Consider the following 24,269-nt stretch of genomic DNA (forward strand, 5'->3'; position numbering starts at 1 on the left):
CAGAGAGATTATTTTTCATGAAGGTAAATATCGATACCAGCGATATGCTGTATGCCGAAGCCTGGAAAGGCTTTAAAGGTACGGACTGGAAAGAAGAAATTAATGTCCGTGATTTTATTCAGCACAACTACACGCCTTATGAAGGGGATGAATCTTTCCTCGCCGAAGCAACGCCAGCAACCACGGCGTTGTGGGAAAAAGTTATGGCGGGCATCCGTATTGAAAACTCGACCCATGCGCCGGTTGATTTCGATACCAATATTGCCACTACGATAACCGCGCATGACGCCGGTTATATTGAACAAGAACTGGAAAAAATCGTCGGTCTGCAAACGGATGCGCCGCTCAAGCGCGCCCTGCATCCGTTTGGCGGCATCAACATGATCAAAAGCTCTTTTGACGCTTATGGTCGTGAGATGGACGCTAATTTTGAATACCTGTTTACTGACCTGCGTAAGACCCACAACCAGGGGGTATTCGATGCTTATTCCCCGGATATGCTGCGTTGCCGTAAATCCGGCGTACTGACCGGTCTGCCGGACGGCTATGGTCGTGGCCGTATCATCGGTGATTACCGTCGCGTCGCGCTGTACGGTATCCGCTATCTGGTGCGTGAGCGTGAACTGCAGTTTGCCGATCTTCAGTCGAATCTGGAGTGGGGGCAGAATCTTGAAGCCACGATTCGTCTGCGTGAAGAGCTGTCTGAACACCGTCGCGCTCTGCTGCAAATGCAGGAAATGGCGGCGAAGTATGGCTGCGATATCTCCCGTCCGGCGCGAAATGCGCAGGAAGCGGTGCAGTGGGTGTACTTTGCTTACCTGGCTGCGGTGAAATCGCAGAACGGCGGCGCCATGTCGCTGGGCCGTACCGCATCGTTCCTCGACATCTACATTGAGCGCGACTTCAAAGCGGGAATTTTAAACGAACAGCAGGCGCAGGAGCTGATCGATCACTTCATTATGAAGATCCGTATGGTGCGCTTCCTGCGTACGCCGGAATTCGACACCCTGTTCTCAGGCGACCCTATCTGGGCAACCGAAGTTATCGGCGGTATGGGGCTGGATGGCCGTACGCTGGTGACCAAAAACTCGTTCCGCTACCTGCATACGCTGCACACCATGGGGCCGGCGCCTGAGCCGAACCTGACGGTACTGTGGTCCGAGCAGCTACCGATTGCCTTCAAAAAATATGCCGCTCAGGTGTCCATCATCACCTCGTCTTTACAGTACGAAAACGATGATCTGATGCGTACTGACTTTAACAGCGATGACTATGCCATTGCCTGCTGTGTCAGCCCGATGGTTATCGGCAAGCAAATGCAGTTCTTTGGCGCGCGCGCCAACCTCGCCAAAACGTTGCTGTACGCAATCAACGGCGGTGTGGATGAGAAGCTGAAAATTCAGGTCGGGCCGAAAACGGCGCCGCTAATGGATGAAGTGCTGGATTACGACACGGTGATGGAGAGCCTGGACCACTTTATGGACTGGCTGGCCGTGCAGTACATCAGCGCGCTGAACATCATCCACTACATGCACGACAAGTACAGCTACGAAGCTTCGCTGATGGCGCTGCACGATCGTGATGTTTATCGCACGATGGCCTGTGGTATGGCGGGGCTGTCCGTAGCGGCGGATTCACTGTCGGCTATTAAATACGCCCGCGTGAAACCGATTCGTGATGAAAACGGTCTGGCGGTTGATTTTGAAATCGAAGGCGACTATCCGCAATACGGCAACAACGACGAGCGCGTAGACAGTATTGCCTGCGACCTGGTCGAACGCTTTATGAAGAAAATTAAGGTGTTGCCGACCTACCGTAATGCGGTGCCGACGCAGTCCATTCTGACCATCACCTCCAACGTGGTGTACGGCCAGAAAACCGGTAACACGCCGGATGGACGTCGCGCAGGCACGCCGTTTGCGCCAGGGGCGAACCCGATGCACGGCCGCGATCGCAAAGGTGCGGTGGCGTCGTTAACCTCGGTCGCCAAACTGCCGTTTACCTATGCCAAAGACGGTATTTCGTACACCTTCTCCATTGTGCCGGCTGCGCTTGGCAAAGAGGATAGCGTGCGTAAAACCAACCTGGTCGGGCTGCTGGATGGTTACTTCCACCATGAAGCGCATGTGGAAGGTGGGCAGCATCTAAACGTTAACGTTATGAACCGTGAAATGTTGATGGATGCCATTGAGCATCCGGAAAACTATCCGAACCTGACGATCCGCGTGTCTGGTTATGCGGTGCGCTTCAATGCGTTGACCCGCGAACAGCAGCAGGACGTTATTTCACGTACTTTCACCCAGGCGCTCTGACGCCGGAGGGGTTATGAGAAAAGTTATTGCAACCGAATGTGCGCCAGGGGCGATTGGACCTTACGTACAGGGTGTGGATCTGGGCAGTATGGTGTTGACCTCAGGTCAGATTCCGGTGTGTCCACAGACCGGTGAAGTGGCAGAACACGTGGCCGATCAGGCGCGTCAAAGCCTGGAAAACGTGAAAGCGATCGTCGAGTCCGCCGGTTTGAAGGTGAGCGATATCGTCAAAACCACCGTTTTCGTTTCCGATCTGAGCGACTTCGCCACCATTAACCAGGTGTACCAGCAGTTTTTTGATGAGCACAAGGCAATCTACCCTACGCGCAGCTGCGTACAGGTCGCCCGCTTACCAAAGGATGTGAAGCTGGAGATTGAAGCCATCGCCGTGCGTGGCGATACGCTGTAATCCCTTGCGGGGCGATCGCAGGATCGCCCCGATCCTTAATGAGTGTGAAACCTGGTCTTCACTGAACGGCAATCCGAGGGTGTGGATATGATTAGCGCATTCGATATTTTCAAGATTGGCATTGGACCTTCCAGCTCCCATACCGTGGGGCCAATGAACGCAGGTAAAAGCTTTATCGATCTGTTGGTCAGCAGCGGGGAACTCTTCAGGACCACGCATATCGTAGTTGATCTTTATGGATCGCTCTCTCTGACCGGCAAAGGTCATGCGACAGACGTCGCCATCATGATGGGACTGGCCGGTAACAGTCCGCAAAACGTTAATATAGATTCAATCGCTGGTTTTACTCAGGAAGTGGCCCGTACCGGACGTTTGCCGGTTGCTGAGGGCACGCATATTGTCGATTTCTCGCCAGACGAAAATATTCTCTTTCATAGCGAAACGCTGCCGCGCCATGAAAATGGTATGCGTATTACCGCATGGCACGGCAACGAGACACTGCTAAGTAAAACCTATTACTCCATCGGCGGTGGTTTTATCGTTGAAGAGGAGCAATTTGGTCAGGCGCATGACATTGAAACACCCGTGCCCTACAACTTTCATTCCGCCAGCGAACTGCTGAAGCTGTGCGAGCGCAACGGGTTGTCTGTTTCTGGCCTGATGATGCAAAACGAACTGGCGATGCGCAGCAAAGAGGAAATCGATGCTGGTTTTGCCGCCATCTGGGACGTCATGCACGCCGGGATTGAGCGCGGCATGAACACCGAAGGCGTCCTGCCGGGCCCGCTTAACGTCCCGCGTCGCGCCGTGGCGCTGCGGCGACTGCTGGTTTCCAGCGACAACCTGTCCAGCGACCCGATGAACGTTATCGACTGGATCAACATGTTCGCGCTGGCCGTGAGCGAAGAAAATGCCGCCGGGTGTCGGGTTGTTACCGCGCCAACCAACGGCGCTTGCGGAATTATTCCCGCTGTATTGGCCTATTACGATAAATTCCGCCGCCCGGTGAATGCGAACTCAATTGCCCGATATTTGCTGGCGGCTGGGGCGATAGGTGCGCTGTATAAGATGAATGCCTCTATTTCTGGTGCCGAAGTGGGCTGTCAGGGAGAGATTGGCGTAGCCTGTTCCATGGCGGCAGCAGGGCTGACAGAGTTGCTTGGCGGTAGCCCTGCGCAGGTATGCATTGCGGCGGAAATCGCCATGGAGCATAACCTGGGGCTGACCTGTGACCCGGTAGCCGGACAGGTGCAAATACCGTGCATCGAACGCAACGCGATCAACGCGGTAAAAGCCGTTAACGCCGCGCGTATGGCGCTACGTCGGACGTCTGAGCCACGCGTTTCGCTCGATAAGGTGATCGAGACCATGTACGAAACGGGCAAAGATATGAATGACAAGTACCGTGAAACTTCACGCGGTGGCCTGGCGATTAAAGTGGTTTGTACCTGAGATGAAAGGGTGTGTTTGTAGGCCGGATAAGGCGTAAGCGCCGCCATCCGGCAATGAATCCATCAATTTGGCATGATAGAAAAGGTGCACTTTAGTGTAATTTCGCTCAGTTAAGCATGTATGGAGAACATGTGATTCTTACTCAGGGTTCCGTTCACCTCAGCGCTGTCATTTTTCTGAAACGCAGTTACCCGTGAACGTGCAAGGGAGGCTCACCGCCGCCTCCCTTGCATCCCAGGCTCCCGGCGGGAAAATCGTCGCTGCGCGAGCTATTCGTCTTATTCCGTCTGCCTGTCGGGTCGGGGCCGAGCCTGCATCCCTGCAGGCCGTCCCCTCTGCCCGCATCCCTGCGGGCAGTCCCGGTCAGCCGTCAACGCCTCATCGATTTTCAGCCGGACCGGGGTCATCGCTTCAACGCTCTGACTTCCAGTTAAATCTGTTTTGCTGTTTTAACAAAAAACGCAGAAGGTGAGGTGTTAACTGATCAGCATTAGCACTTTAGCGCGCATTTTTTGTTGTGATCTGCTTCAAAAACAGAAATTTAATACATTCAATGGTATTAAAAGAGAAATTATTTCTTAACTTTTAGAAATTACAGGGGTTTGTTTGTGAAGTTTTTCTCTGATCCTACGCGTATCATTTATTCATTACTCCAATAGCTCACCTGCATCTTATGTACTGCTTATCGCATTAAGCAGTACGAAAAAAATAAAAAACCTCTACCTACACATTGAGCGGGAAATTATGGAAACGGCAACGAATAGCAGCGTAATACTCGACGCATCTGCTCCGGCGCGTCGGGCAGGAATGACCGAAAGCGAATGGCGCGAAGCCATTAAATTCGACAGCACGGACACCGGCTGGGTCATTATGAGTATCGGTATGGCAATCGGCGCGGGAATTGTTTTTCTTCCCGTCCAGGTAGGGCTGATGGGGCTGTGGGTATTCTTACTCTCCTCCATTATTGGCTACCCTGCCATGTATCTGTTCCAGCGTCTGTTTATCAATACGCTGGCTGAATCTCCGGAATGTAAAGACTATCCGAGCGTGATCAGCGGCTACCTGGGTAAAAACTGGGGCATCCTGTTGGGGGCATTGTATTTTGTGATGCTGGTCATCTGGATGTTCGTCTATTCCACCGCCATCACTAACGACAGCGCCTCCTATCTGCACACGTTTGGCGTGACTGAAGGCTTACTGTCCGACAGCCCGTTCTATGGCCTGGTGCTGATTTGTATCCTGGTGGCCATCTCGTCACGCGGGGAAAAACTGCTGTTTAAAATCTCTACCGGTATGGTACTGACCAAGCTGCTGGTGGTAGCGGCGCTTGGCGTGTCGATGGTAGGGATGTGGCATTTATATAACGTAGGTTCGCTGCCGCCGATGGCGCTGCTGATCAAAAACGCGATTATCACGCTGCCGTTTACGCTGACCTCGATTCTGTTTATTCAGACTCTGAGCCCAATGGTTATCTCATATCGTTCTCGCGAAAAATCCATTGAGGTGGCGCGTCATAAAGCGCTGCGCGCTATGAACATCGCGTTTGGTATTCTGTTCGTTACGGTCTTTTTCTACGCCGTTTCCTTCACGCTGGCGATGGGTCATGACGAAGCGGTTAAAGCCTATGAGCAGAACATTTCCGCTCTGGCGATTGCCGCGCAGTTTATCAGCGGCGATGGCGCTGGCTGGGTGAAAATCGTCAGCGTTATCCTGAACATCTTTGCCGTAATGACCGCCTTCTTCGGCGTCTATTTAGGCTTCCGTGAAGCCACTCAGGGGATCGTGATGAACGTGCTGCGCCGTAAAATGCCAGCCGAGAAAATCAATGAAACCCTGGTGCAGCGCGGCATTATGGTTTTCGCCATCTTACTGGCCTGGAGCGCAATTGTGCTCAATGCGCCGGTACTGAGCTTCACCTCTATTTGTAGCCCAATCTTCGGCATGGTGGGTTGTCTGATCCCCGCGTGGCTGGTCTACAAAGTTCCAGCACTGCACAAATACAAAGGCGCCTCTCTGTATCTGATTATTATCACGGGCCTGCTGCTGTGCGTTTCTCCGTTCCTGGCATTTTCCTGAGTTATCTGAGCAAAGGTTGTTGTTATGTTTGAGACTACATTGAATCCATTATGGGATAGTTTTATTCGCGCAGTGCAGGAAGAAGTGAAGCCCGCGCTGGGCTGCACGGAACCTATCTCTCTGGCTCTGGCGGCGTCCGTCGCCTCCTCTGAGCTGGACGGCGCGGTTGAACGCATTGATGCGTGGGTCTCGCCAAACCTGATGAAAAATGGCCTGGGAGTGACCGTTCCGGGGACTGGCATGGTGGGGTTACCGATTGCCGCCGCGCTGGGCGCGATCGGCGGTAATGCCAAAGCCGGGCTGGAAGTGCTGAAAGACGCTTCGGCTGAGGCGGTGGCGCAGGCCAAAGCGATGCTGAGCGCCGGGAAGGTTACAGTGATGCTGCAGGAGCCTTGCGAAGATATTCTCTTTTCCCGCGCGAAAGTGTACAGCGCTGAAGGATGGGCGTGCGTGACCATTGTTGGCGGCCATACCAACGTTGTGCGCATTGAAACCAACAAAGGCGTGGTGTTCGCCACAGAAGAGAGCACTCAGGAAGAGGAGCAGGAATCACCGCTGGCGGTACTGTCTCACACCTCGCTGGAAGAGATTCTGGCGTTTGTGAATGCGGTGCCGTTTTCGTCAATCCGCTTTATTCTCGATGCGGCAAAACTGAACGGGGCGCTGTCTCAGGAAGGGCTGCGCGGCAACTGGGGCCTGCACATCGGGACTACGCTTGAGAAGCAGTGCGCGCGTGGCCTGCTGGCAAACGATCTGTCTACCGCTATTCTGATCCGTACCAGTGCGGCATCGGATGCGCGAATGGGCGGGGCGACGCTACCGGCGATGAGCAATTCCGGCTCCGGTAATCAAGGTATTACCGCCACCGTTCCGGTGATGGTAGTTGCTGAGCACTTTGGCGCGGATGAGGAAAAACTGGCGCGTGCGCTGATGCTGTCTCACCTGAGCGCAATCTACATCCACCATCAGCTTCCACGTTTGTCCGCACTGTGCGCGGCAACCACGGCGGCGATGGGCGCTGCGGCGGGTATGGCATGGATTGTCGATGGGCGCTACAACACCATCGCGATGGCGATCAGCAGCATGATTGGCGACGTGAGCGGAATGATTTGCGATGGCGCCTCAAACAGCTGCGCGATGAAAGTTTCAACCAGCGCATCTGCGGCGTGGAAAGCGGTGCTGATGGCACTGGACGATACTGCCGTAACGGGTAACGAAGGGATTGTGGCGCATAACGTGGAGCAATCTATCACTAACCTGTGCGCGCTGGCGTGTCGTTCAATGCAGGAAACCGACAAGCAGATCATTGAGATCATGGCCAGTAAAGCGCATTAATTTATAGGCCTGGTAAGGCGCAGCCGCCACCCGGCATCACTCTTAGCCGCCTTTCAGGCGGCTTCTTCATCTTCGAGCCGTAGCTCGGCATCGGCCACAATCGCTTCCAGTTCTGTCAGCATTTCTTCATAACCGAAAGTCGCCGTATTCTGTTTTTGCGGCTCAGCCTGCGGCTGGCGTTTTTTTGTTTTTTTCTTGCTCAATAGCCGTACTCCATTGTTTTCCATGACTATACGGGCAAATCTATCAGCAAAGCACGCAGCGGGGTATCGGCGACTAACGTTATGTTAGTCTCATCACGAATAAATGCGCCATCGCCGCAGGTGAGGGCTTCTTTTTCGGCGCCAGCCGTCACCGCATGGAATCTGCCGTGGATCGACTGCAGATAAGCGCGAGGCCCATGTAACTGAAAACTGAGCGATTCGTCTTGTTGCAGCTCAACATGATGCACCCAAACCTGTTGGCGCAGATGCAAGCTGCCTTGCTCACCGTCCGGCGAGGCCAGCAGCTGATGCTTACCGGCACTCAGCGTGGCCTTCTGCACGCAGGTATTTTCGCGCTGCGGGCAGGCATCCAGCCAGAGCTGCATTCTGGTTAACGGCTTATCTTTACTGATATTGTGTTCGCTATAGCTGATCCCGGGTTGTGTCGCGAGCAATAGCACTTCGCCTGCTTTGGCCTGGATATGGTTGCCTTCGCTGTCGCGGTACTCAGCTTCCCCTTCGAGGATCAGGTTGACGATATCCACTTTCGGATAGGTACGTGGCTGGAAAGAGGCCCCCGGTGCCAGAACTTCCTGGTTCAGAACACGCAGCGAGGCATAACCCAGCAGTTTAGGATCAAAATAGTGTCCAAAGGAGAAGGTATAACGGGCCTGCAGCCAGCCGTAGTCTGCCTGTCCGCATTGTTTGGCTGTACGGGTAGTAATCATAGTTCTTGACCTCTCTTTACTTCCTTTTATGTTAAATGGCTAGACGCTGCATTGTTAGCCAGATATTCTGCCCGGTATGTTCAAATTTCCTGAATGAGAACGAGATGGCCAAAGAAAGGGCTTTAACGCTTGAAGCGTTACGCGTCATGGACGCAATAGACAGACGCGGTAGCTTTGCCGCCGCGGCAGATGAACTGGGGCGGGTTCCGTCAGCCCTCAGCTATACCATGCAGAAGCTGGAGGAAGAGCTGGACGTCGTGTTGTTTGACCGTTCAGGTCACCGCACAAAATTCACCAACGTCGGGCGTATGCTGCTGGAGCGTGGACGCGTCCTGCTGGAAGCTGCGGATAAGCTGACTACCGATGCCGAAGCGCTGGCGCGTGGGTGGGAAACGCATCTGACTATCGTGACCGAAGCGTTGGTGCCGACGGCGGCGTTTTTCCCGCTGATCGACAGGCTTGCCGGGAAGGCCAATACCCAGCTTTCCGTTATCACCGAAGTTCTGGCCGGGGCGTGGGAGCGTCTGGAGCAAGGGCGAGCGGATATTGTGATTGCGCCGGATATGCATTTTCGCTCATCTTCAGAAATCAACTCGCGCAAGCTGTACTCGCTGATGAATGTGTATGTGGCGGCACCGGATCATCCTATCCATCAGGAGCCGGAACCGTTATCAGAAGTCACCCGCGTGAAATACCGTGGTATCGCGGTGGCGGATACCGCGCGTGAACGTCCGGTGTTGACCGTGCAACTGCTGGATAAACAACCTCGTCTGACGGTGAGTTCGATAGAAGATAAACGTCAGGCGCTGTTAGCCGGACTGGGCGTGGCGACGATGCCGTACCCGCTGGTGGAAGAGGATATTGCGGCTGGTCGGTTGCGGGTAGTAAGCCCAGAGTCGACAAGTGAAATTGATATCATTATGGCCTGGCGGCGAGACAGTATGGGCGAGGCGAAATCCTGGTGTCTGCGGGAAATCCCGAAACTGTTTGCGGGAAAATAGCCGGACTGTTACGCCGGATACGGTGCAATTGCACCTTATCCGGCCTGGAGGACGGAGTATGTTGCAGGCCTGATAAGCGCAGCGCCATCAGGCATCTACATATGCTACGTCAGGATAACTGTTTGGGATCGGGCCCGAAGCGGTTGCTCCCCTGAGTTCCGTTTTGGCAGTTGAAAATGATGATAATCAACCAGCCAACGATCGGGATCAGCAGCACCAGCAGCCACCAGGCTGAACGATCGGTGTCATGCAAACGCCGGAACTGTACCGCCCACCAGGGGATAAACACCAGAACCCCATAAATCGTCGTTAAGATGCCTTCCCCTCCGGCGCGTTCCCAGCCAAGCATTCTGTCCAGGATACCCAGCACGAACGTGAAGATGATGTTGACCAGCACAAACATCCAGTATTCTTTACGACGCGCGCGACCACCAAAACCAAAGTAATTCTTTAATACGTTTAAATACCAATCCATTTTTGCCTCGTTCTGCATTCAATTACTTGTTTTTAAAGCAATCAAATTAAGAATAGCTGTGAATGAAATGATGGTAAATGTTTGATGTGTTAATTATTTGGCCCGCTGATGGGTAATACTTATCAGTGAACGCCTTAGTTTCAGAAACTATCGCCAGTGTGGTAGACGTTATGAATATGCGCTCTCAGAGAAAGGGTTCCGTTCACCTTATGTTCATCGTTTCTCTGAGACATCGATTCCTGTGAACGTGTAAAGGGCGTTCTCCGCCACGCCCTTTACAATCCCGGCTCCCGGCACGGAAAATTGCCACTTCGTGGAATATTCGCCCCATCCCTGGGGCTCCCCCCTTTGGGGCCAGCGTAAGTGCTGTTCAAAATTGCTCCCGGCAATTTTGTCCTCCGCTTATTCCTTCAGGCTTTCGGGCCGGGCGCGATGAAGCGTCCTTGCAAAGCGCGCCCTGAACCCGCATCCCTGCGGGTTCTCCCGGCCTTACGGAAACACGTCGGCAATTTTCAGCCGGACCAGCCACACCTGACCATCTGTATTTTTATTTGAATATATCTGAACAGCAAAACAGATTTTACTGGAAGTCAGAGCGTTGAAGCGATGACCCATGTCCGGCTGAAAATCGATGAGGCGTTGACGGCTGACCGGGTCTGCCCGCATGGATGCGGGCAGAGGGGATGGCCTGCAGGGATGCAGGCTCGGCCCCGACCCGACAGGCAGACGGCATAAGACGAATGAATCGCGCAGCGACGATTTTCCCGCCGGGAGCCTGGGTTGCAAGGGAGGCGGCGGTGAGCCTCCCTTGCACGTTCACGGGTAACGGCGTTTCAAAGAAATGACACCGCTGAGGTGAACGGAACCCTGAGCAAAAATCACATATTCGCCATACATGCTTAACTAATCGGTATTCCCCAAAGGGGCCCGTGTAAATTACGCGAAACGCTCGTCACGCCCGTGGGGTTCGTTAAGGTCCTGCCACGGCCCAACAGAAATAATACCAGTCGGGTTAATGGTTTTATGGCTACGGAAGTAGTGATTACGGATGTGATCGAAATTGACGGTTTCCGCAATGCCCGGTATCTGGTAGATGTCGCGCAGGAAACCGTACAGGTTCAGATAGTCGCTAATCCGGTATTTGTCGCACTTGAAATGGGTCACATACACGGGATCAAAACGTACCAGCGTGGTCCACAGGCGAATATCTGCTTCTGTTAACTGGTTGCCGGTCAGGTAGCGATGCTGCCCCAGGATTTGCTCCAGTCGCGCCAGGGATTGGAAGACTTTTTCCACGGCGTCGTCGTACGCTTCCTGGCTGGTGGCAAATCCGGCTTTGTACACACCGTTATTGACGTTGTCATAAATCCAGCCATTCAGCTCGTCGATTTGACTTTGCAGGGCTGACGGGTAGTAATCCCCGGCTTTTGCGCCCAAAGCATCAAAAGCGGTGTTAAACATGCGGATGATCTCCGCAGATTCGTTGCTGACAATGGTGTGATTTTTTTTATCCCACAACACCGGGACGGTTACCCGACCGCTGTAATGCGGATCGGCGTGCAGATAGAGCTGGTAAAGAAACTCGTGTTGATACAGCGTATCGCCGGTTGCAGCCGGGAAGGTATCATCAAAGGTCCAGCCGTTTTCCAGCATCAGCGGATGCACAACGGAAACGGAAATAAACGGTTCCAGCCCTTTGAGCTTACGCAAAATCAGCGTGCGGTGCGCCCACGGACAGGCCAGAGAAACGTAGAGATGATAGCGGTCTTTTTCGGCAGCGAATCCCCCTTCGCCCGTTGGACCCGGTGCGCCATCCGCGGTGAGCCAGTTGCGGTAAGCCGATGCTGAACGTTGAAATTTTCCCCCGGTTGATTTGGTGTCATACCAGGTGTCATGCCATACGCCGTCAATCAGTTGTCCCATTTTATCGCCTCCTCAGATAGCAAAAGCGAGGAGATGTCTCCTCGCTTTTTCATGTGTTCAGTATAGTTCGCTTACCACTTTTTATTCAGTACACGGTCGATGCTGAATGCGCCCGGACCGGTGATAGCCAGCAGCAGGAAACCGCCTGCGATGGTCAGGTTTTTCATGAACATCAGAGAGTTCACGCCTTCCGCAAAGTTGCTGTGGAAGATAAATGCTGTCAGCAGCGTAAAGCCTGCGGTGAACAGCGCGGTGGTACGGGTCAGGAAGCCGAACAGGATTGCCAGACCACCGCCAAACTCAAGCAGGATGACCAGCGGTAACATAAAACCAGGCACGCCCATGGCTTCCATATACTGTTGGGTACCCGCATATCCGGTGATTTTTCCCCAGCCTGCGGAAATAAACAGGATTGGCATCAGAATGCGCGCTACCAGTACACCAACATCTTCTAATTTCTTCATCATTCACTCCAGGAAACCACTCAGGCGGCTTATTGTGTTTTGTGTGCAACGACGCTGCAGAGCGCGTCGTTGCTGTCGATGGAGAGAATCATAAACGTGCTTAATGACAATTGTTAGCAAGGAAAACTGTCAAATTTTTTCAAAAATTTTGAGGTTAGGGGAGTGGGGGATTAGCCGCGCAGTTGTTGCTGTCTGATGGTCGCTTTAACCAGACGCCAGATGCTCCAGACGCTAAAACCGCGCTTAGCCCAGCGTACCAGCAGATTAGGGTTACGAATGGTACGAACTGCCATGATACTGCTACCCACTAACACCCAGCCACGTAGGTTCAACAGTGTTTTCCAACCACGATCGTAGACTTCGGTGGCCTCCAACCAGTCGCGGCGAGTAGCAGACAGATCCAGCCGTTGCTGCTGGATCTGTCCAAGCAGTTGCGCCTTACGTTGTTGACGTTCGACTTTACTGCTCATTATGCATCATCCTCCAGGGCCTGCCTGTCGTTTGCGAGTTCGTGGCGCGTATGGCGTAGCAGCGTTGTTTTGCGAGCTTTACGCAGAGTCCATATCCCGCCAATAAGCGCCATAACCAACAGCACAACGGTGGTGGCAATCATTGCGTTCAGGCGATATTGCGGATCAATGGCCCAGATGATAAGCACCATCAGGCTCATCAGCCCAAACGCCGCGAACAGCATGGTCAGCCCAAGCATCAGCAGGATCTGGATGAGATTTGATTTTTCCTCTTCCAGTTCCACGACGGCCAGCCGCAACCGCGTTTCTACGATCTCAACGAGAATCGTCAGGATCCGCTGTCCAATACCCAGTACGCTTTTGCCTGGACCTTGTGCGTGTTGAGAGTCAGCCATTGTTAACGGCGCGACAGCAGTACACCAAGCACCACACCGACTGCAGCGCCAATCCCGACGCCAGTCCATGGGTTTTCGCGTACATAGTTATCGGCTTTGGCCGCGGCTTCACGGGTCTGTTTGGCAATCACATCGCTGGTTTCACTCAGACGATGACGGCTCTCCCGCAGGGCGTGTTCGGCTTTGCTGCGAATTTTACTCATCTCTTCCTTCGACTTATCGCCAGAGGAGCTAAGTACTTCTTCAAGCGTATCCGCAAGAGATTTCAGCTCAGCGCGCAGGTTGTCCGTAGCATTATCTTTCGACATAGTTTTCTCCAGTTGAGTGGGTAGTTACCGTACTTAGTAATCGCGTGATTCGAGTTCTTTCAGCTCATTCTGAGCTTCGGCAAGCTTACGTTCGCGTTTGGCAATTTTATCCGCATCACCTTTTTGCTTCGCCTCGGCTAAATCATCTTGACGCTCGGCTATCTCATCTTTCTGCTCTGCGATTTTTTTCTGATGGTCGGCGCGCAGTTTGCTGTCAGTACAGTTGGCCCGAACCTCACTAAGTGCTTTGTTCAGACCATTGATGCGGTTCTGATTGTTGTGCTTTTCGGCATAGCTAATCTCCCGCTGAATATCCTGTTCTTTTTCCTGACAGAGGGTGGTGGCGTAACTGCCGGCACTGAGAGCGAAAAGGCTAATAGCCAAAGCGATGCGGTATTTCATTCTTGAACCTTCCATTGTGATTCGACGTTGTGGCTTGCGGTCGATGCTCCAGATTAATAAAACGTTGGGTCATAATCCCAGTTTATTAATCATAGGCGCTAAACGGTGAAATCACCAAAGTGAGTGATCTAATTCAGATTCCTGGAGATTAACCAAAACGGTGCGGGGTATCACGTAAGCGGGATAACCACTGCACCGCCTGATTATCATCATCCTGCTGAGCGATGACGAAACCATGTGGCAACGTACGGTCCAGCACCACTTTGGCGGCTGCGCTCTGCGCGCTGGAATCAAAAGTGATCAGCAGCGCGTCATTTTGCGGGGTAATGCTTTTAAAGCGGATGCCGTTGGCATCCAGGTGATGCCAGATAGAGAAGCCATCAGGCATGCTGGCTCCCTGGTTTATGGCGCGAATGGCAAGCGTTGACTCCTGCTGACGAATAACCGACCAGGTCAGGAGCAGCGCGCCGATAAACAGCATAAAGGTGGTGGTCCAGGCAAGTCGTCGGAGCGTTATGCATGATTTCAGCATAATTTATCCTCGGTTCCCGTATTTCTTTTTCCACAGCACAACCAGTGAACCCGCCAGACCAAACACCAGTAACACCACAGGAAGCAGCATCAGGCAAGACATGAGCTGATCTTCATACTTAAGAAATACCGGCGTTTTGCCCAGCAGATAGCCAAGCGTTGTGAGAATCAGGACCCAAAGCAATCCGCTCATCCAGTTAAAGAACTGAAAGCGCGCATTATTCAGGCCGGATAACCCTGCAATGGTCGGCAGTAATGTTCTGACAAACGCAATGAAGCGTCCAACCAGCAGCGCAGACAAGCCATGCTTATGAAAAAGATGATGCGCGCGCTGATGGTAATGCGCAGGAAGGTGCGACAACCAGTTTTGCACGGTGCGGGTGTTTCCCAGCCATCGCCCCTGGATATAACTAAGCCAACAGCCGAGGCTGGCCGCGGTGGTGAGTAGCAGTACCGTTTGCGGAAAACCCATTGCGCCTTTGGCAATAAGCACGCCGACCAGTACCAGCAAACTGTCGCCGGGTAAAAACGCTGCTGGTAGCAGTCCATTTTCCAGAAACAAAATGGTAAATAGTACAAAATAGAGCATGCCAATCATGGAAGGATTGGCCAGAGTTTCAAAATCCTGAGCCCATAAAGCATTCAGTAATTGAGTCAGTAGTTCCATTCAATATTCCTGGAGAATCGGTTATCGTCATGCCGGTTTTTCTGGATTTTGTAACGCCGCGATTTTATTGATGTTTTTTGCAAGGTGCGCGGTCTGATACAAATTCACGGCCTGAACTGTTCCCTGTGAAGTTGTGAAGTTAGCAAGCTCTTAAACACAAAAATTCAAATAGCATCTAATTGTAACAAAGGTCAACGTTGTCCGTTATAGAAATTACGGTTGCTGAACTCTGATTTTGCTTATCGCATTAGAGGGAGGCGAGAGGATTTACACAGGCTGACATTTTATACCTAATGCTTACCAAGCATCAGGTACAGGCGCTTCGTCACGCCTGTATCGATAAGATTGATTATTTTGCGCCGTTAGCGGCCGTATCGAGATGAACGACCGGATTTTCAGTAAAAAGGTAACGGTCCGCGTTGAACTCAAAATCATCGCTGGTTTCGTTAAACAGCATCTGCTTCGTGTTCTCCAGATGCTGCCACATCGCCAGTTTCGCGGCATGGGGATCTTTGCGAATCAGCGCCCGCAGGATCTGATCATGGTCGTCGCACCAGTTATCTACTGTACGCGAGTCGATGTGGTCGTGCAGTTTTTTCCAGTAAGGGTTGTGAATACGCTGAGTCCACATTTTTTCCACGATGGCGGCCAGGGCGGAGTTCTGCGTGGCCAGCGCGACCTGCACATGGAACTGGAGATCCCATTCGGAGTCACGAAAGCTTTTTTCATTACGCGACTTCTCCTGAATTTCCATCAGTTTCATGATGTCCTGTTTGGTCACCTGAGTGGCGGCAAACTCGGCAATGTTGCTTTCAATGAGCTGTCGAGCCTGAAGCAGCTCAAAAGGACCGTAACTGGCGAATTCCAGACCTTCGTCGGGAGCAACATAATGTTTGGGTTGGTTAGAGATGACGTGGATCCCCGATCCTTTACGCACCTCAACATAGCCCTCAACTTCCAGCATGATAATCGCTTCACGAACCACGGTACGGCTGACATTTTTTTCATCGGCGATAAAGCGCTCGGCGGGAAGTTTGTCACCCACCAGATAGACGCCCTGCTCAATGCGTTCTTTAAGATCAGCGGCAAGTTGTTGGTATAAACGGCGTGGTTCAGTGATTTCCATATGCGCTCCAGGCATGATACGGCAGACTATATTTGTTATACCACTTTTGCGATTACGCCTCCACTCGCGAGGACAAAAAAGCCGCCAGATAGCTGGCGGCTTAGCATTAAATAACCTTGCTGTATCGCATCTGGTTAACTTTGCGTCGCGGGATCGCCCGTCTGTGGACCTGAATCTATCTCGCTGGCTGATTTGTTCTGTAGTACCGTCCAGATGACCAACGCGCCAAGCAGGTCGAATACCGCCAGCACGGCGAACAGCGGGCTAAAACCGATGGTGTCGGCCAGCGCGCCAACGACCAGAGCAAACAGCGTGCTTGCAAGCCAGGCGGACATACCGGTCAGACCGTTCGCGGTTGCCACTTCATTACGACCAAATACGTCAGAAGAGAGCGTAATCAGCGCACCGGACAGCGCCTGGTGAGCAAAGCCGCCGATGCACAGCAGGGCGATAGCGATGTACGGGCTGGTGAACAGACCAATCATGCCAGGGCCAATCATCAGCAGCGCGCCCATGGTGACCACCATTTTACGGGACACGATCAGGTTCACGCCGAACCAACGCTGGAACAGCGGTGGCAGGTAACCCCCAACGATACAGCCCAGGTCAGCAAACAGCATTGGCATCCAGGCAAACATGGCGATTTCTTTCAGGTTAAAGCCGTAGACTTTGAACATGAACAGCGGGATCCAGGCGTTGAATGTCCCCCACGCCGGTTCTGCCAGGAAACGCGGCAGCGCGATGCCCCAGAACTGGCGGTTACGCAGGATCTGGCCGAGCGACATTTTCTTCGAGGTCGTGTTTTTATGCTGTGATTCCTGGCCGTTCAGAATGTAATCACGTTCTTCATCAGACAGTTTTTTCTGGTCGCGTGGATGTTTGTAGAACACCAGCCAGGACATCGCCCAGATGAAGCTCAGGGCGCCGGAAATAATGAATGCCATCTGCCAACTGTGCATGACGATAGCCCAGACCACCAACGGCGGTGCAATCATCGCGCCGATAGAAGAACCAACGTTGAAATAACCCACGGCGATGGAACGTTCTTTTGCCGGAAACCATTCTGAACTGGCTTTCAGGCCAGCCGGGATCATTGCGGCTTCAGCTGCACCTACCGCGCCTCGCGCCAGCGCCAGTCCGCCCCAACTGCCAGCCAGTGCGGTCGCGCCACAGAAGACGGCCCACAGAACGGCGAACATCGCGTAACCGATTTTGGTGCCGAGTACATCAAGCACGTAACCTGCCACGGGTTGCATTACGGTGTAAGCAGCAGAATACGCTGCGATGATATAGGAATACTGTTGAGTGGAGATGTGTAACTCTTCCATCAGAGTCGGCGCAGCTGCCGCCACAGTGTTACGTGTGAGGTAACCCAACACGGTGCCAAGCGTCACCAGTGCGATCATGTACCAACGTAACCCTTTAATTTTACGCATGTAAAACCTCATCGTTTTGTTATGTCCGCCAACGAGCGGTCATCTTCCAGTTCAGGGCGGAGGATGTTCTTTTACGAGGGGGGAACCGAAAAAAAAGCCGGTACTCCCCGAACGTTGCCATGTCAATAGTTGTGCTAATTCGGTTTCCGTACCGGTCAATCCGATGTTGATACATCGGTAATTTGCATTCCGTCGGCTTATGTATCGCGACGGCCAAAAGATAACTTGTCATACAACTTTAAAAGGTGAGTGCCATCACAAAAGTGTGAATCTTCGTGTGGTCATTATTTCGATTCAGCAAAGCCAGTACTGGCGCGGCCTGAGGCATGATTTACCTCTTTGAGAGTAATTTTTTTGTCATCATTTGTTGATCTAACTCACGAAAATATCTTCGGGGTGTGGAAATTGGTGTGATAACTTTGTCAACATCAAAACATAAGCAATCTGACGCACTCGTTGAGAGGAAGACGATAATGACTCCGTTTATGACTGAAGATTTCCTGCTGGATACCGAATTTGCCCGCCGTCTGTATCATGATTACGCCAAAGACCAGCCGATCTTCGATTACCACTGCCATTTACCACCGCAACAAATCGCTGAAAACTACCGTTTTAATAACCTGTATGACATCTGGCTGAAGGGTGACCACTATAAGTGGCGTGCGATGCGTACCAACGGCGTCGCTGAGCGCCTGTGTACCGGCGATGCCTCCGATCGTGAGAAGTTTGATGCCTGGGCCGCTACGGTTCCGCACACTATCGGTAACCCGCTGTACCACTGGACCCACCTCGAGTTACGTCGCCCGTTTGGTATTACAGGTAAGCTGCTGTCTCCGGCAACGGCTGACGAAATTTGGAACCAGTGCAACGAACTGCTGGCGCAGGATCAATTCTCCGCGCGTGGCATCATGCAGCAGATGAACGTGAAAATGGTCGGCACCACCGATGACCCGATCGATTCTCTGGAGCATCACGCCGCCGTTGCCAAAGACGGAAGTTTTGATGTGAAAGTGCTGCCGAGCTGGCGGCCGGATAAAGCCTTCAACATCGAACTGGCGACCTTTAACGATTACATGGCCAAGCTCGGTGAAGTCTCTGACACCGATATCCGTCGTTTCGCTGACCTGCAGACCGCGCTGACCAAACGTCTGGACCACTTCGCCGCTCACGGCTGTAAAGTGTCTGACCACGCGCTGGACGTTGTCCTTTTCGCGGAATCTAACGAAGCGGAGCTGGATAGCATCCTGGCTCGTCGTCTGACCGGTGAAACCCTGAGCGAGCATGAAGTCGCCCAGTTCAAAACCGCTGTGCTGGTGTTCCTCGGTGCAGAATACGCACGTCGCGAATGGGTACAGCAGTACCACATCGGCGCGCTGCGTAATAACAACCTGCGTCAGTTCAAACTGCTGGGCGCGGACGTCGGCTTCGACTCCATCAATGACCGTCCGATGGCGGAAGAACTGTCCAAACTGCTGAGTAAGCAGAACGAACAGAACCTGCTGCCGAAAACCATTCTGTACTGCCTGAACCCGCGCGATAACGAAGTGCTGGGCACCATGATCGGTAACTTCCAGGGCGAAGGCATGCCGGGCAAAATGCAGTTCGGTTCCGGCTGGTGGTTCAACGATCAGAAAGACGGGATGGAACGTCAGATGACACAGCTGGCGCAACTGGGCCTGCTGAGCCGCTTCGTCGGCATGCTGACCGACAGCCGTAGCTTCCTGTCTTACACCCGTCACGAATACTTCCGTCGTATTCTGTGCCAGATGATCGGTCGTTGGGTTACTGCGGGCGAAGCCCCAGCCGACATCCAACTGCTGGGTGAAATGGTGAAAAACATTTGCTTCAACAATGCGCGCGATTATTTCGCCATTGAACTGAACTAAGGTCCGGGGTTGATATGCAATACATCAAGATCCATACGCTGGATAACGTTGCGGTAGCGCTCGCTGATTTGGCTGAAGGAACCGACGTGACCGTTGACGGGCAGGCGGTAACCCTGCGCCAGGCGGTCTCTCGTGGTCATAAATTCGCACTCTGCGAGATCGCACAGGGTGAGAACGTCATGAAATATGGCCTACCGATCGGCCATGCTTTGGTGGATATCGCGGCGGGCGAGCATATTCATGCTCATAACACGCGTACCAATCTGAGCGATCTGGATGAATATAGCTATCAACCCGACTTTCAGGAACCTGAATCGCAACCAGCGGATCGTGATGTACAGATCTACCGTCGTGCCAACGGCGATGTTGGCGTGCGTAACGAATTGTGGATCCTGCCGACAGTAGGCTGCGTCAACGCCATGGCCCGTCAGATGCAGAATCGCTTCCTGAAAGAGACCAACGACGCCGAAGGTATCGACGGCGTGCATCTCTTCAGCCACACCTACGGCTGCTCACAACTGGGTGACGACCATATCAACACCCGCACCATGCTGCAAAACATGGTGCGCCACCCGAACGCGGGCGCAGTGCTGGTGGTCGGCCTCGGCTGTGAAAACAACCAGGTTGACGCTTTTCGCGAAACCTTAGGCGAGTATGATCCCGATCGCGTTCACTTTATGGTCTGTCAACACCAGGAAGACGAAGTGGAAGCGGGGATCGAACATCTTCACCAGTTGTACAACGTGATGCGTAACGATAAGCGTGAACCTGGTAAGCTGGGCGAGTTGAAGTTTGGTCTGGAATGCGGCGGCTCTGACGGTCTGTCCGGCATTACCGCCAACCCGATGCTGGGCCGTTTCTCCGACTACGTGATTGCCAACGGCGGCACCACCGTGCTGACCGAAGTACCGGAAATGTTCGGCGCCGAGCAACTGCTGATGGACCACTGCCGTGACGAAGAAACGTTCGGCAAACTGGTCACCATGGTGAATGACTTCAAGCAGTACTTCATTGCTCACGACCAGCCGATCTACGAGAACCCATCGCCGGGGAACAAAGCGGGTGGTATCACCACCCTGGAAGATAAATCGCTGGGCTGTACCCAAAAAGCGGGTTCCAGCCAGGTGGTGGACGTATTGCGCTACGGCGAACGTCTGAAAACGCACGGCCTGAACCTGCTGAGCGCACCGGGTAACGACGCAGTCGCCACCAGTGCACTGGCGGGCGCGGGCTGTCATATGGTGTTGTTCAGTACCGGTCGCGGTACGCCGTACGGTGGATTTGTGCCGACGGTGAAAATTGCTACCAACAGCGAGCTGGCAGCGAAGAAAAAGCACTGGATCGATTTTGACGCCGGACAACTGATCCACGGCAAAGCGATGCCGCAGTTACTGGAAGAATTTGTCGATACCATCGTCGATATCGCCAACGGTAAGCAAACCTGCAACGAGCGAAACGATTTTAGAGAACTGGCTATCTTTAAAAGCGGCGTAACCCTTTGATTGTAAATATGTAGGCCTGATAAGCGCAGCGCCATCAGGCTCAAACCGTGGCCGGATGGCGGCGAACATGCCTTATCCGGCCTACGAAATGGAGTTGGGGTTGCTTGCATGACCGCGTATTGGCTGGCTCAGGGCGTAGGTGTCATCGCCTTTCTAATCGGCATTACCACCTTTTTCAATCGCGATGAGCGTCGGTTCCGGCTGCAACTCGCTGTCTATAGTGCCACCATTGGTGTGCATTTTTTCCTGATGGGCGCCTGGCCTGCAGGAATGAGTGCCGAGCTTAATACTATCCGCACACTCGTCTCGATGCATACCCGCAAACTGTGGGTAATGACCGTTTTTATTATCCTCACCCTGGTTCTCGGACTTGCGAAATTACAGCATGCGATGGAGCTGTTGCCGATAATCGGCACGCTGGCCAGCACCTGGGCGTTGTTTCGCTGCCAGGGGTTAACCGTGCGTTGCGTTATGTGGTGCGCAACCGCCTGTTGGGTTATCCATAATTTCTGGCTGGGATCGATTGGCGGGACGATGATCGAAGGGAGTTTTCTGGTTATGAACGGCCTGAACATTATTCGCTTCCGGCGGATGCAAAAACGCGGAATTGATCCGTTCAAAATTGAAAAAAGCGTACAAGCTAAGAACCCCTCCGCCCGATGACGGAGGGGAGCAGAGATTAGCCGCGCAGGGCGTTATTTGCCAGACGTTCGTCTTCTGCCTGACAGGCTGCAGCGGTAAACAGAACATCTGTAGAAGAGTTCAAGGCCGTTTCACAGGAGTCCTGCAGCACCCCGATGATAAAGCCAACCGCAACCACCTGCATGGCGATGTCATTCGGAATCCCGAACATGTTGCACGCCAGCGGGATTAATAGCAGCGAACCACCCGCCACGCCCGATGCGCCACAGGCACACAGCGAAGCCACCACGCTGAGTAACAGCGCCGTCGGTAAATCGACCGGAATACCCAGCGTATTCACCGCCGCCAGCGTCAGCACGGTAATGGTGATCGCCGCACCCGCCATATTAATGGTGGCCCCCAGCGGAATAGACACTGAGTAGGTGTCACGATCCAGATTCAACTTCTCACACAGCGCCATATTCACCGGAATGTTTGCCGCGGAGCTGCGGGTAAAGAAGGCATACACGCCGCTTTCACGCAGACAGGCCAGCACCAGCGGATACGGGTTACGGCGAATTTTCCAGAATACCAGCAGCGGGTTAACCACCAGCGCTACCAGCAGCATACAGCCTACCAGCACGGCTAGCAGTTGAGCGTAGCCCCAAAGGGTGGCAAAACCGGTCGTTGCCAGCGTAGAGGAGACCAGACCGAAAATACCGATCGGCGCGAAACGAATCACCAGCTTCACCATAAAGGTGACGGCGTTAGACATATCATTGACCAGATTCTTGGTCGTTTCATTCCCATGACGCAGCGCAAAACCCAGGCCGACGGCCCATACCAGAATGCCGATATAGTTGGCGTTAAGCAGAGCATCAATCGGGTTAGAAACCATGCTCATCAGCAGGCTACGCATGACTTCGACAATCCCGGATGGCGGCACGATGTCGCTGGCGCTGCTGGAAAGATGCAGTGTGGACGGGAAAGCGAAGCTGAAGACAACCGCCGCTAATGCTGCGGAAAATGTTCCCAGCAGGTAAAGGAACAGGATTGGACGGATATTGGTTTTTTGTCCGTGCTGGTGGTTAGCGATGGACGCCATAACCAGCATCAGGACCAGAATAGGTGCCACGGCTTTTAATGCGCCAACGAACAGCGTACCCAACAGCCCGACGGCTTCTGCAGCAGGTTTTGACACCAGCGCCAGCAATATCCCCAGTACTAAACCGATCAAAATTTGTTTAACCAGGCTCCCTTGCGCCAAACGCGAGAGCAGCCCCGATGAACGTTGCGTAGTCATGTAGTAATCCTTTCATTGTGTTGTTGCTCATCCAGTGTGCATTCTGATGACGCATCTTTCTGGATGTAACAAAGTGTTTGCCTGGTTGAGTATAAGGAAAGATGAAGTCCCGGAAAGCGAAATCTCCTGATTTTTGCGTTCAGATCATGTTTTATAACTTTAAATTAACATTATTTTGACATGACAAACAAAAAGCCCGACGCACGCAGTGTGTTGTCGGGCTTTTCAGCTAGCGAATGAAAGTTACTGTATTTGCTGCTTTTTATCGTGCTGGTGATTAACCCACGCATTCACGACCAGCGTAACGAACAGAATACCGAACACCACGCCTAACGAGATAGCGATCGGGATATGGTAGAAATCGACGATCAGCATCTTAATACCGATAAACACCAGAATGACCGACAAGCCGTATTTCAGCATGGAGAAACGCTCCGCCACGCCAGCCAGCAGGAAGTACATCGCACGCAGACCCAAAATAGCAAACAGGTTCGAGGTCAACACGATGAACGGGTCGGTTGTGACGGCGAAGATTGCCGGAATACTGTCGACGGCAAAAATGACATCACTCAGCTCAACCAGAATCAACACCAGCATCAGCGGCGTGACGAACAGCAGTCCGTTTTTACGCACGAAGAATTTTTCGTCTTCGATGGTATCGGTCATGCGTAAATGACTACGCAGCCAGCGGACTAACGGTCTGTCGCCGATACCGGAAGCGTCTTCTTTCGCCAGCGCCATCTTCACGCCGGTAAACAGCAGGAACGCGCCAAACACGTACAGCAGCCATTCGAACTGGGCGATAAGCCAACTACCTGCGAAGATCATAATCGTACGCAGTACAATCGCGCCCAGTACGCCATACACCAGTACCCGACGCTGCAACGCAGGCGGTACCGAGAAGTAGCTGAACAGCATCAACCAGACAAAGACGTTATCTACCGCCAGTGATTTCTCGATCAGATAGCCAGTAAGGAACGCCAGCGCCTGTGGGTCGGCAACGGCGCGGCCCTGCGTTTGGGCCAGATACCACCAGAATGCGGCGTTAAACAGTAACGACAGCGTGACCCAGACGATGGACCAGGCTGCCGCCTGCTTCATCGACATGGTATGTGCGCCACGACGACCCTGTAGCAGCAGGTCGATGGCCAACATAATCACCACCACAACAGCGAAGCCGCCCCACAACAACGGTGTGCCGACAGTATTCATAATTCCCCCATGCATAAAAAAACGGCCAACGC

General features: G+C 53.1%; 24 protein-coding genes. 9 read left to right on the plus strand and 15 right to left on the minus strand.

Annotated elements, in window-relative coordinates:
• Positions 1–17 precede the first annotated feature (17 nt).
• From tdcE to OOJ59_RS12920, 5 genes are all read left to right on the plus strand, one after another.
• Complete coding sequence (gene tdcE, locus OOJ59_RS12900) at positions 18–2,312, plus strand: 2-ketobutyrate formate-lyase/pyruvate formate-lyase (protein WP_085048674.1); 2,295 nt, start codon at positions 18–20, stop codon at positions 2,310–2,312.
• 13 nt (positions 2,313–2,325) lie between these two features.
• On the plus strand, positions 2,326–2,721 hold the full coding sequence (locus OOJ59_RS12905) for an enamine/imine deaminase (protein WP_110496762.1): 396 nt from the start codon (positions 2,326–2,328) through the stop codon (positions 2,719–2,721).
• A gap of 87 nt (positions 2,722–2,808) precedes the next feature.
• Positions 2,809–4,173 (plus strand): L-serine ammonia-lyase, encoded by a 1,365-nt coding sequence (gene tdcG / locus OOJ59_RS12910; RefSeq protein ID WP_038634099.1) that lies wholly within the window; start codon positions 2,809–2,811, stop codon positions 4,171–4,173.
• Positions 4,174–4,917: 744 nt separating this feature from the next.
• The gene (locus OOJ59_RS12915) at positions 4,918–6,249 is read left to right on the plus strand and encodes an amino acid permease (RefSeq protein ID WP_038634097.1); all 1,332 of its coding nucleotides are present in this window, start codon (positions 4,918–4,920) and stop codon (positions 6,247–6,249) included.
• 24 nt (positions 6,250–6,273) lie between these two features.
• Entirely contained in the window at positions 6,274–7,584 is a 1,311-nt protein-coding gene (locus OOJ59_RS12920) for an L-cysteine desulfidase family protein (RefSeq protein ID WP_160956044.1), read from the plus strand.
• Between the two features lie 53 nt (positions 7,585–7,637).
• On the opposite strand, the gene OOJ59_RS12925 is transcribed toward OOJ59_RS12920, so the two are convergent.
• Both OOJ59_RS12925 and OOJ59_RS12930 read right to left on the minus strand, forming a co-directional pair.
• Complete coding sequence (locus OOJ59_RS12925) at positions 7,638–7,787, minus strand: hypothetical protein (RefSeq protein WP_087856874.1); 150 nt, start codon at positions 7,785–7,787, stop codon at positions 7,638–7,640.
• A gap of 26 nt (positions 7,788–7,813) precedes the next feature.
• A complete protein-coding gene (locus tag OOJ59_RS12930) occupies positions 7,814–8,515 on the minus strand; it encodes a pirin family protein (RefSeq protein ID WP_160956043.1) in 702 nt (233 codons plus the stop codon).
• Between the two features lie 104 nt (positions 8,516–8,619).
• Between OOJ59_RS12930 and yhaJ the strand changes: the two genes are divergently transcribed.
• Positions 8,620–9,516, plus strand: a complete 897-nt coding sequence (yhaJ, locus tag OOJ59_RS12935; RefSeq protein ID WP_016154624.1) for a DNA-binding transcriptional regulator YhaJ — start codon at positions 8,620–8,622, stop codon at positions 9,514–9,516.
• A 109-nt stretch (positions 9,517–9,625) separates the two neighbouring features.
• Here yhaJ and OOJ59_RS12940 read toward each other — a convergent pair whose 3' ends face one another.
• From OOJ59_RS12940 to OOJ59_RS12990, 11 genes are all read right to left on the minus strand, one after another.
• Entirely contained in the window at positions 9,626–9,991 is a 366-nt protein-coding gene (locus OOJ59_RS12940) for a DUF805 domain-containing protein (RefSeq protein ID WP_038642883.1), read from the minus strand.
• A 936-nt stretch (positions 9,992–10,927) separates the two neighbouring features.
• Positions 10,928–11,914 (minus strand): glutathione S-transferase family protein, encoded by a 987-nt coding sequence (locus OOJ59_RS12945; protein WP_038634087.1) that lies wholly within the window; start codon positions 11,912–11,914, stop codon positions 10,928–10,930.
• A 71-nt stretch (positions 11,915–11,985) separates the two neighbouring features.
• The gene (locus OOJ59_RS12950; protein ID WP_032940735.1) at positions 11,986–12,378 is read right to left on the minus strand and encodes a DoxX family protein; all 393 of its coding nucleotides are present in this window, start codon (positions 12,376–12,378) and stop codon (positions 11,986–11,988) included.
• A gap of 170 nt (positions 12,379–12,548) precedes the next feature.
• Entirely contained in the window at positions 12,549–12,848 is a 300-nt protein-coding gene (locus OOJ59_RS12955; RefSeq protein WP_038634085.1) for a YqjK-like family protein, read from the minus strand.
• Entirely contained in the window at positions 12,848–13,243 is a 396-nt protein-coding gene (locus OOJ59_RS12960; protein WP_038634082.1) for a phage holin family protein, read from the minus strand. The genes OOJ59_RS12955 and OOJ59_RS12960 overlap by 1 nt, the downstream gene beginning before the upstream one ends.
• Before the next feature lie 2 nt (positions 13,244–13,245).
• Positions 13,246–13,551: a DUF883 family protein gene (locus OOJ59_RS12965; protein WP_006687949.1), complete on the minus strand. Its 306-nt coding sequence runs from the start codon at positions 13,549–13,551 to the stop codon at positions 13,246–13,248.
• 33 nt (positions 13,552–13,584) lie between these two features.
• Entirely contained in the window at positions 13,585–13,953 is a 369-nt protein-coding gene (locus OOJ59_RS12970; protein ID WP_038634079.1) for a DUF1090 domain-containing protein, read from the minus strand.
• 148 nt (positions 13,954–14,101) lie between these two features.
• A complete protein-coding gene (gene mzrA, locus OOJ59_RS12975; RefSeq protein WP_038634076.1) occupies positions 14,102–14,485 on the minus strand; it encodes an EnvZ/OmpR regulon moderator MzrA in 384 nt (127 codons plus the stop codon).
• 3 nt (positions 14,486–14,488) lie between these two features.
• Positions 14,489–15,151, minus strand: a complete 663-nt coding sequence (gene yqjA / locus OOJ59_RS12980) for a DedA family general envelope maintenance protein YqjA (RefSeq protein WP_003024820.1) — start codon at positions 15,149–15,151, stop codon at positions 14,489–14,491.
• A gap of 349 nt (positions 15,152–15,500) precedes the next feature.
• The gene (exuR, locus tag OOJ59_RS12985) at positions 15,501–16,277 is read right to left on the minus strand and encodes a transcriptional regulator ExuR (protein WP_038634073.1); all 777 of its coding nucleotides are present in this window, start codon (positions 16,275–16,277) and stop codon (positions 15,501–15,503) included.
• A 134-nt stretch (positions 16,278–16,411) separates the two neighbouring features.
• Positions 16,412–17,713 carry an MFS transporter gene (locus tag OOJ59_RS12990; RefSeq protein WP_032940740.1) on the minus strand — a complete coding sequence of 434 codons (1,302 nt, stop codon included), beginning with the start codon at positions 17,711–17,713 and terminating at the stop codon, positions 16,412–16,414.
• 473 nt (positions 17,714–18,186) lie between these two features.
• Here OOJ59_RS12990 and uxaC point away from each other — a divergent pair, with 473 nt between their 5' ends.
• From uxaC to OOJ59_RS13005, 3 genes are all read left to right on the plus strand, one after another.
• Complete coding sequence (gene uxaC, locus OOJ59_RS12995; RefSeq protein WP_160956011.1) at positions 18,187–19,599, plus strand: glucuronate isomerase; 1,413 nt, start codon at positions 18,187–18,189, stop codon at positions 19,597–19,599.
• Positions 19,600–19,613: 14 nt separating this feature from the next.
• Positions 19,614–21,101, plus strand: a complete 1,488-nt coding sequence (locus OOJ59_RS13000) for a UxaA family hydrolase (protein ID WP_160956012.1) — start codon at positions 19,614–19,616, stop codon at positions 21,099–21,101.
• Between the two features lie 108 nt (positions 21,102–21,209).
• The gene (locus OOJ59_RS13005) at positions 21,210–21,764 is read left to right on the plus strand and encodes a YgjV family protein (protein ID WP_069324372.1); all 555 of its coding nucleotides are present in this window, start codon (positions 21,210–21,212) and stop codon (positions 21,762–21,764) included.
• A 16-nt stretch (positions 21,765–21,780) separates the two neighbouring features.
• Here the strand turns inward: OOJ59_RS13005 and sstT are convergent, their stop codons facing one another.
• Together sstT and OOJ59_RS13015 are read right to left on the minus strand one after the other, a co-directional pair.
• Entirely contained in the window at positions 21,781–23,025 is a 1,245-nt protein-coding gene (sstT, locus tag OOJ59_RS13010; RefSeq protein ID WP_085048679.1) for a serine/threonine transporter SstT, read from the minus strand.
• Between the two features lie 243 nt (positions 23,026–23,268).
• Positions 23,269–24,237: a TerC family protein gene (locus OOJ59_RS13015; protein WP_038642882.1), complete on the minus strand. Its 969-nt coding sequence runs from the start codon at positions 24,235–24,237 to the stop codon at positions 23,269–23,271.
• Positions 24,238–24,269: the final 32 nt, after the last annotated feature.

It is taken from the genome of Citrobacter sp. W9 (genome assembly GCF_026719375.1).
Lineage (GTDB): Bacteria > Pseudomonadota > Gammaproteobacteria > Enterobacterales > Enterobacteriaceae > Citrobacter > Citrobacter werkmanii.

Coding starts and splice junctions, on each gene's coding strand:
- tdcE (WP_085048674.1), top strand. CDS start 18: ATGAAGGTAAATATCGATACCAGCGATATGCTGTATGCCGAAGCCTGG.
- OOJ59_RS12905 (WP_110496762.1), top strand. CDS start 2,326: ATGAGAAAAGTTATTGCAACCGAATGTGCGCCAGGGGCGATTGGACCT.
- tdcG (WP_038634099.1), top strand. CDS start 2,809: ATGATTAGCGCATTCGATATTTTCAAGATTGGCATTGGACCTTCCAGC.
- OOJ59_RS12915 (WP_038634097.1), top strand. CDS start 4,918: ATGGAAACGGCAACGAATAGCAGCGTAATACTCGACGCATCTGCTCCG.
- OOJ59_RS12920 (WP_160956044.1), top strand. CDS start 6,274: ATGTTTGAGACTACATTGAATCCATTATGGGATAGTTTTATTCGCGCA.
- OOJ59_RS12930 (WP_160956043.1), bottom strand. CDS start 8,515: ATGATTACTACCCGTACAGCCAAACAATGCGGACAGGCAGACTACGGC.
- yhaJ (WP_016154624.1), top strand. CDS start 8,620: ATGGCCAAAGAAAGGGCTTTAACGCTTGAAGCGTTACGCGTCATGGAC.
- OOJ59_RS12940 (WP_038642883.1), bottom strand. CDS start 9,991: ATGGATTGGTATTTAAACGTATTAAAGAATTACTTTGGTTTTGGTGGT.
- OOJ59_RS12945 (WP_038634087.1), bottom strand. CDS start 11,914: ATGGGACAACTGATTGACGGCGTATGGCATGACACCTGGTATGACACC.
- OOJ59_RS12950 (WP_032940735.1), bottom strand. CDS start 12,378: ATGAAGAAATTAGAAGATGTTGGTGTACTGGTAGCGCGCATTCTGATG.
- OOJ59_RS12955 (WP_038634085.1), bottom strand. CDS start 12,848: ATGAGCAGTAAAGTCGAACGTCAACAACGTAAGGCGCAACTGCTTGGA.
- OOJ59_RS12960 (WP_038634082.1), bottom strand. CDS start 13,243: ATGGCTGACTCTCAACACGCACAAGGTCCAGGCAAAAGCGTACTGGGT.
- OOJ59_RS12965 (WP_006687949.1), bottom strand. CDS start 13,551: ATGTCGAAAGATAATGCTACGGACAACCTGCGCGCTGAGCTGAAATCT.
- OOJ59_RS12970 (WP_038634079.1), bottom strand. CDS start 13,953: ATGAAATACCGCATCGCTTTGGCTATTAGCCTTTTCGCTCTCAGTGCC.
- mzrA (WP_038634076.1), bottom strand. CDS start 14,485: ATGCTGAAATCATGCATAACGCTCCGACGACTTGCCTGGACCACCACC.
- yqjA (WP_003024820.1), bottom strand. CDS start 15,151: ATGGAACTACTGACTCAATTACTGAATGCTTTATGGGCTCAGGATTTT.
- exuR (WP_038634073.1), bottom strand. CDS start 16,277: ATGGAAATCACTGAACCACGCCGTTTATACCAACAACTTGCCGCTGAT.
- OOJ59_RS12990 (WP_032940740.1), bottom strand. CDS start 17,713: ATGCGTAAAATTAAAGGGTTACGTTGGTACATGATCGCACTGGTGACG.
- uxaC (WP_160956011.1), top strand. CDS start 18,187: ATGACTCCGTTTATGACTGAAGATTTCCTGCTGGATACCGAATTTGCC.
- OOJ59_RS13000 (WP_160956012.1), top strand. CDS start 19,614: ATGCAATACATCAAGATCCATACGCTGGATAACGTTGCGGTAGCGCTC.
- OOJ59_RS13005 (WP_069324372.1), top strand. CDS start 21,210: ATGACCGCGTATTGGCTGGCTCAGGGCGTAGGTGTCATCGCCTTTCTA.
- sstT (WP_085048679.1), bottom strand. CDS start 23,025: ATGACTACGCAACGTTCATCGGGGCTGCTCTCGCGTTTGGCGCAAGGG.
- OOJ59_RS13015 (WP_038642882.1), bottom strand. CDS start 24,237: ATGAATACTGTCGGCACACCGTTGTTGTGGGGCGGCTTCGCTGTTGTG.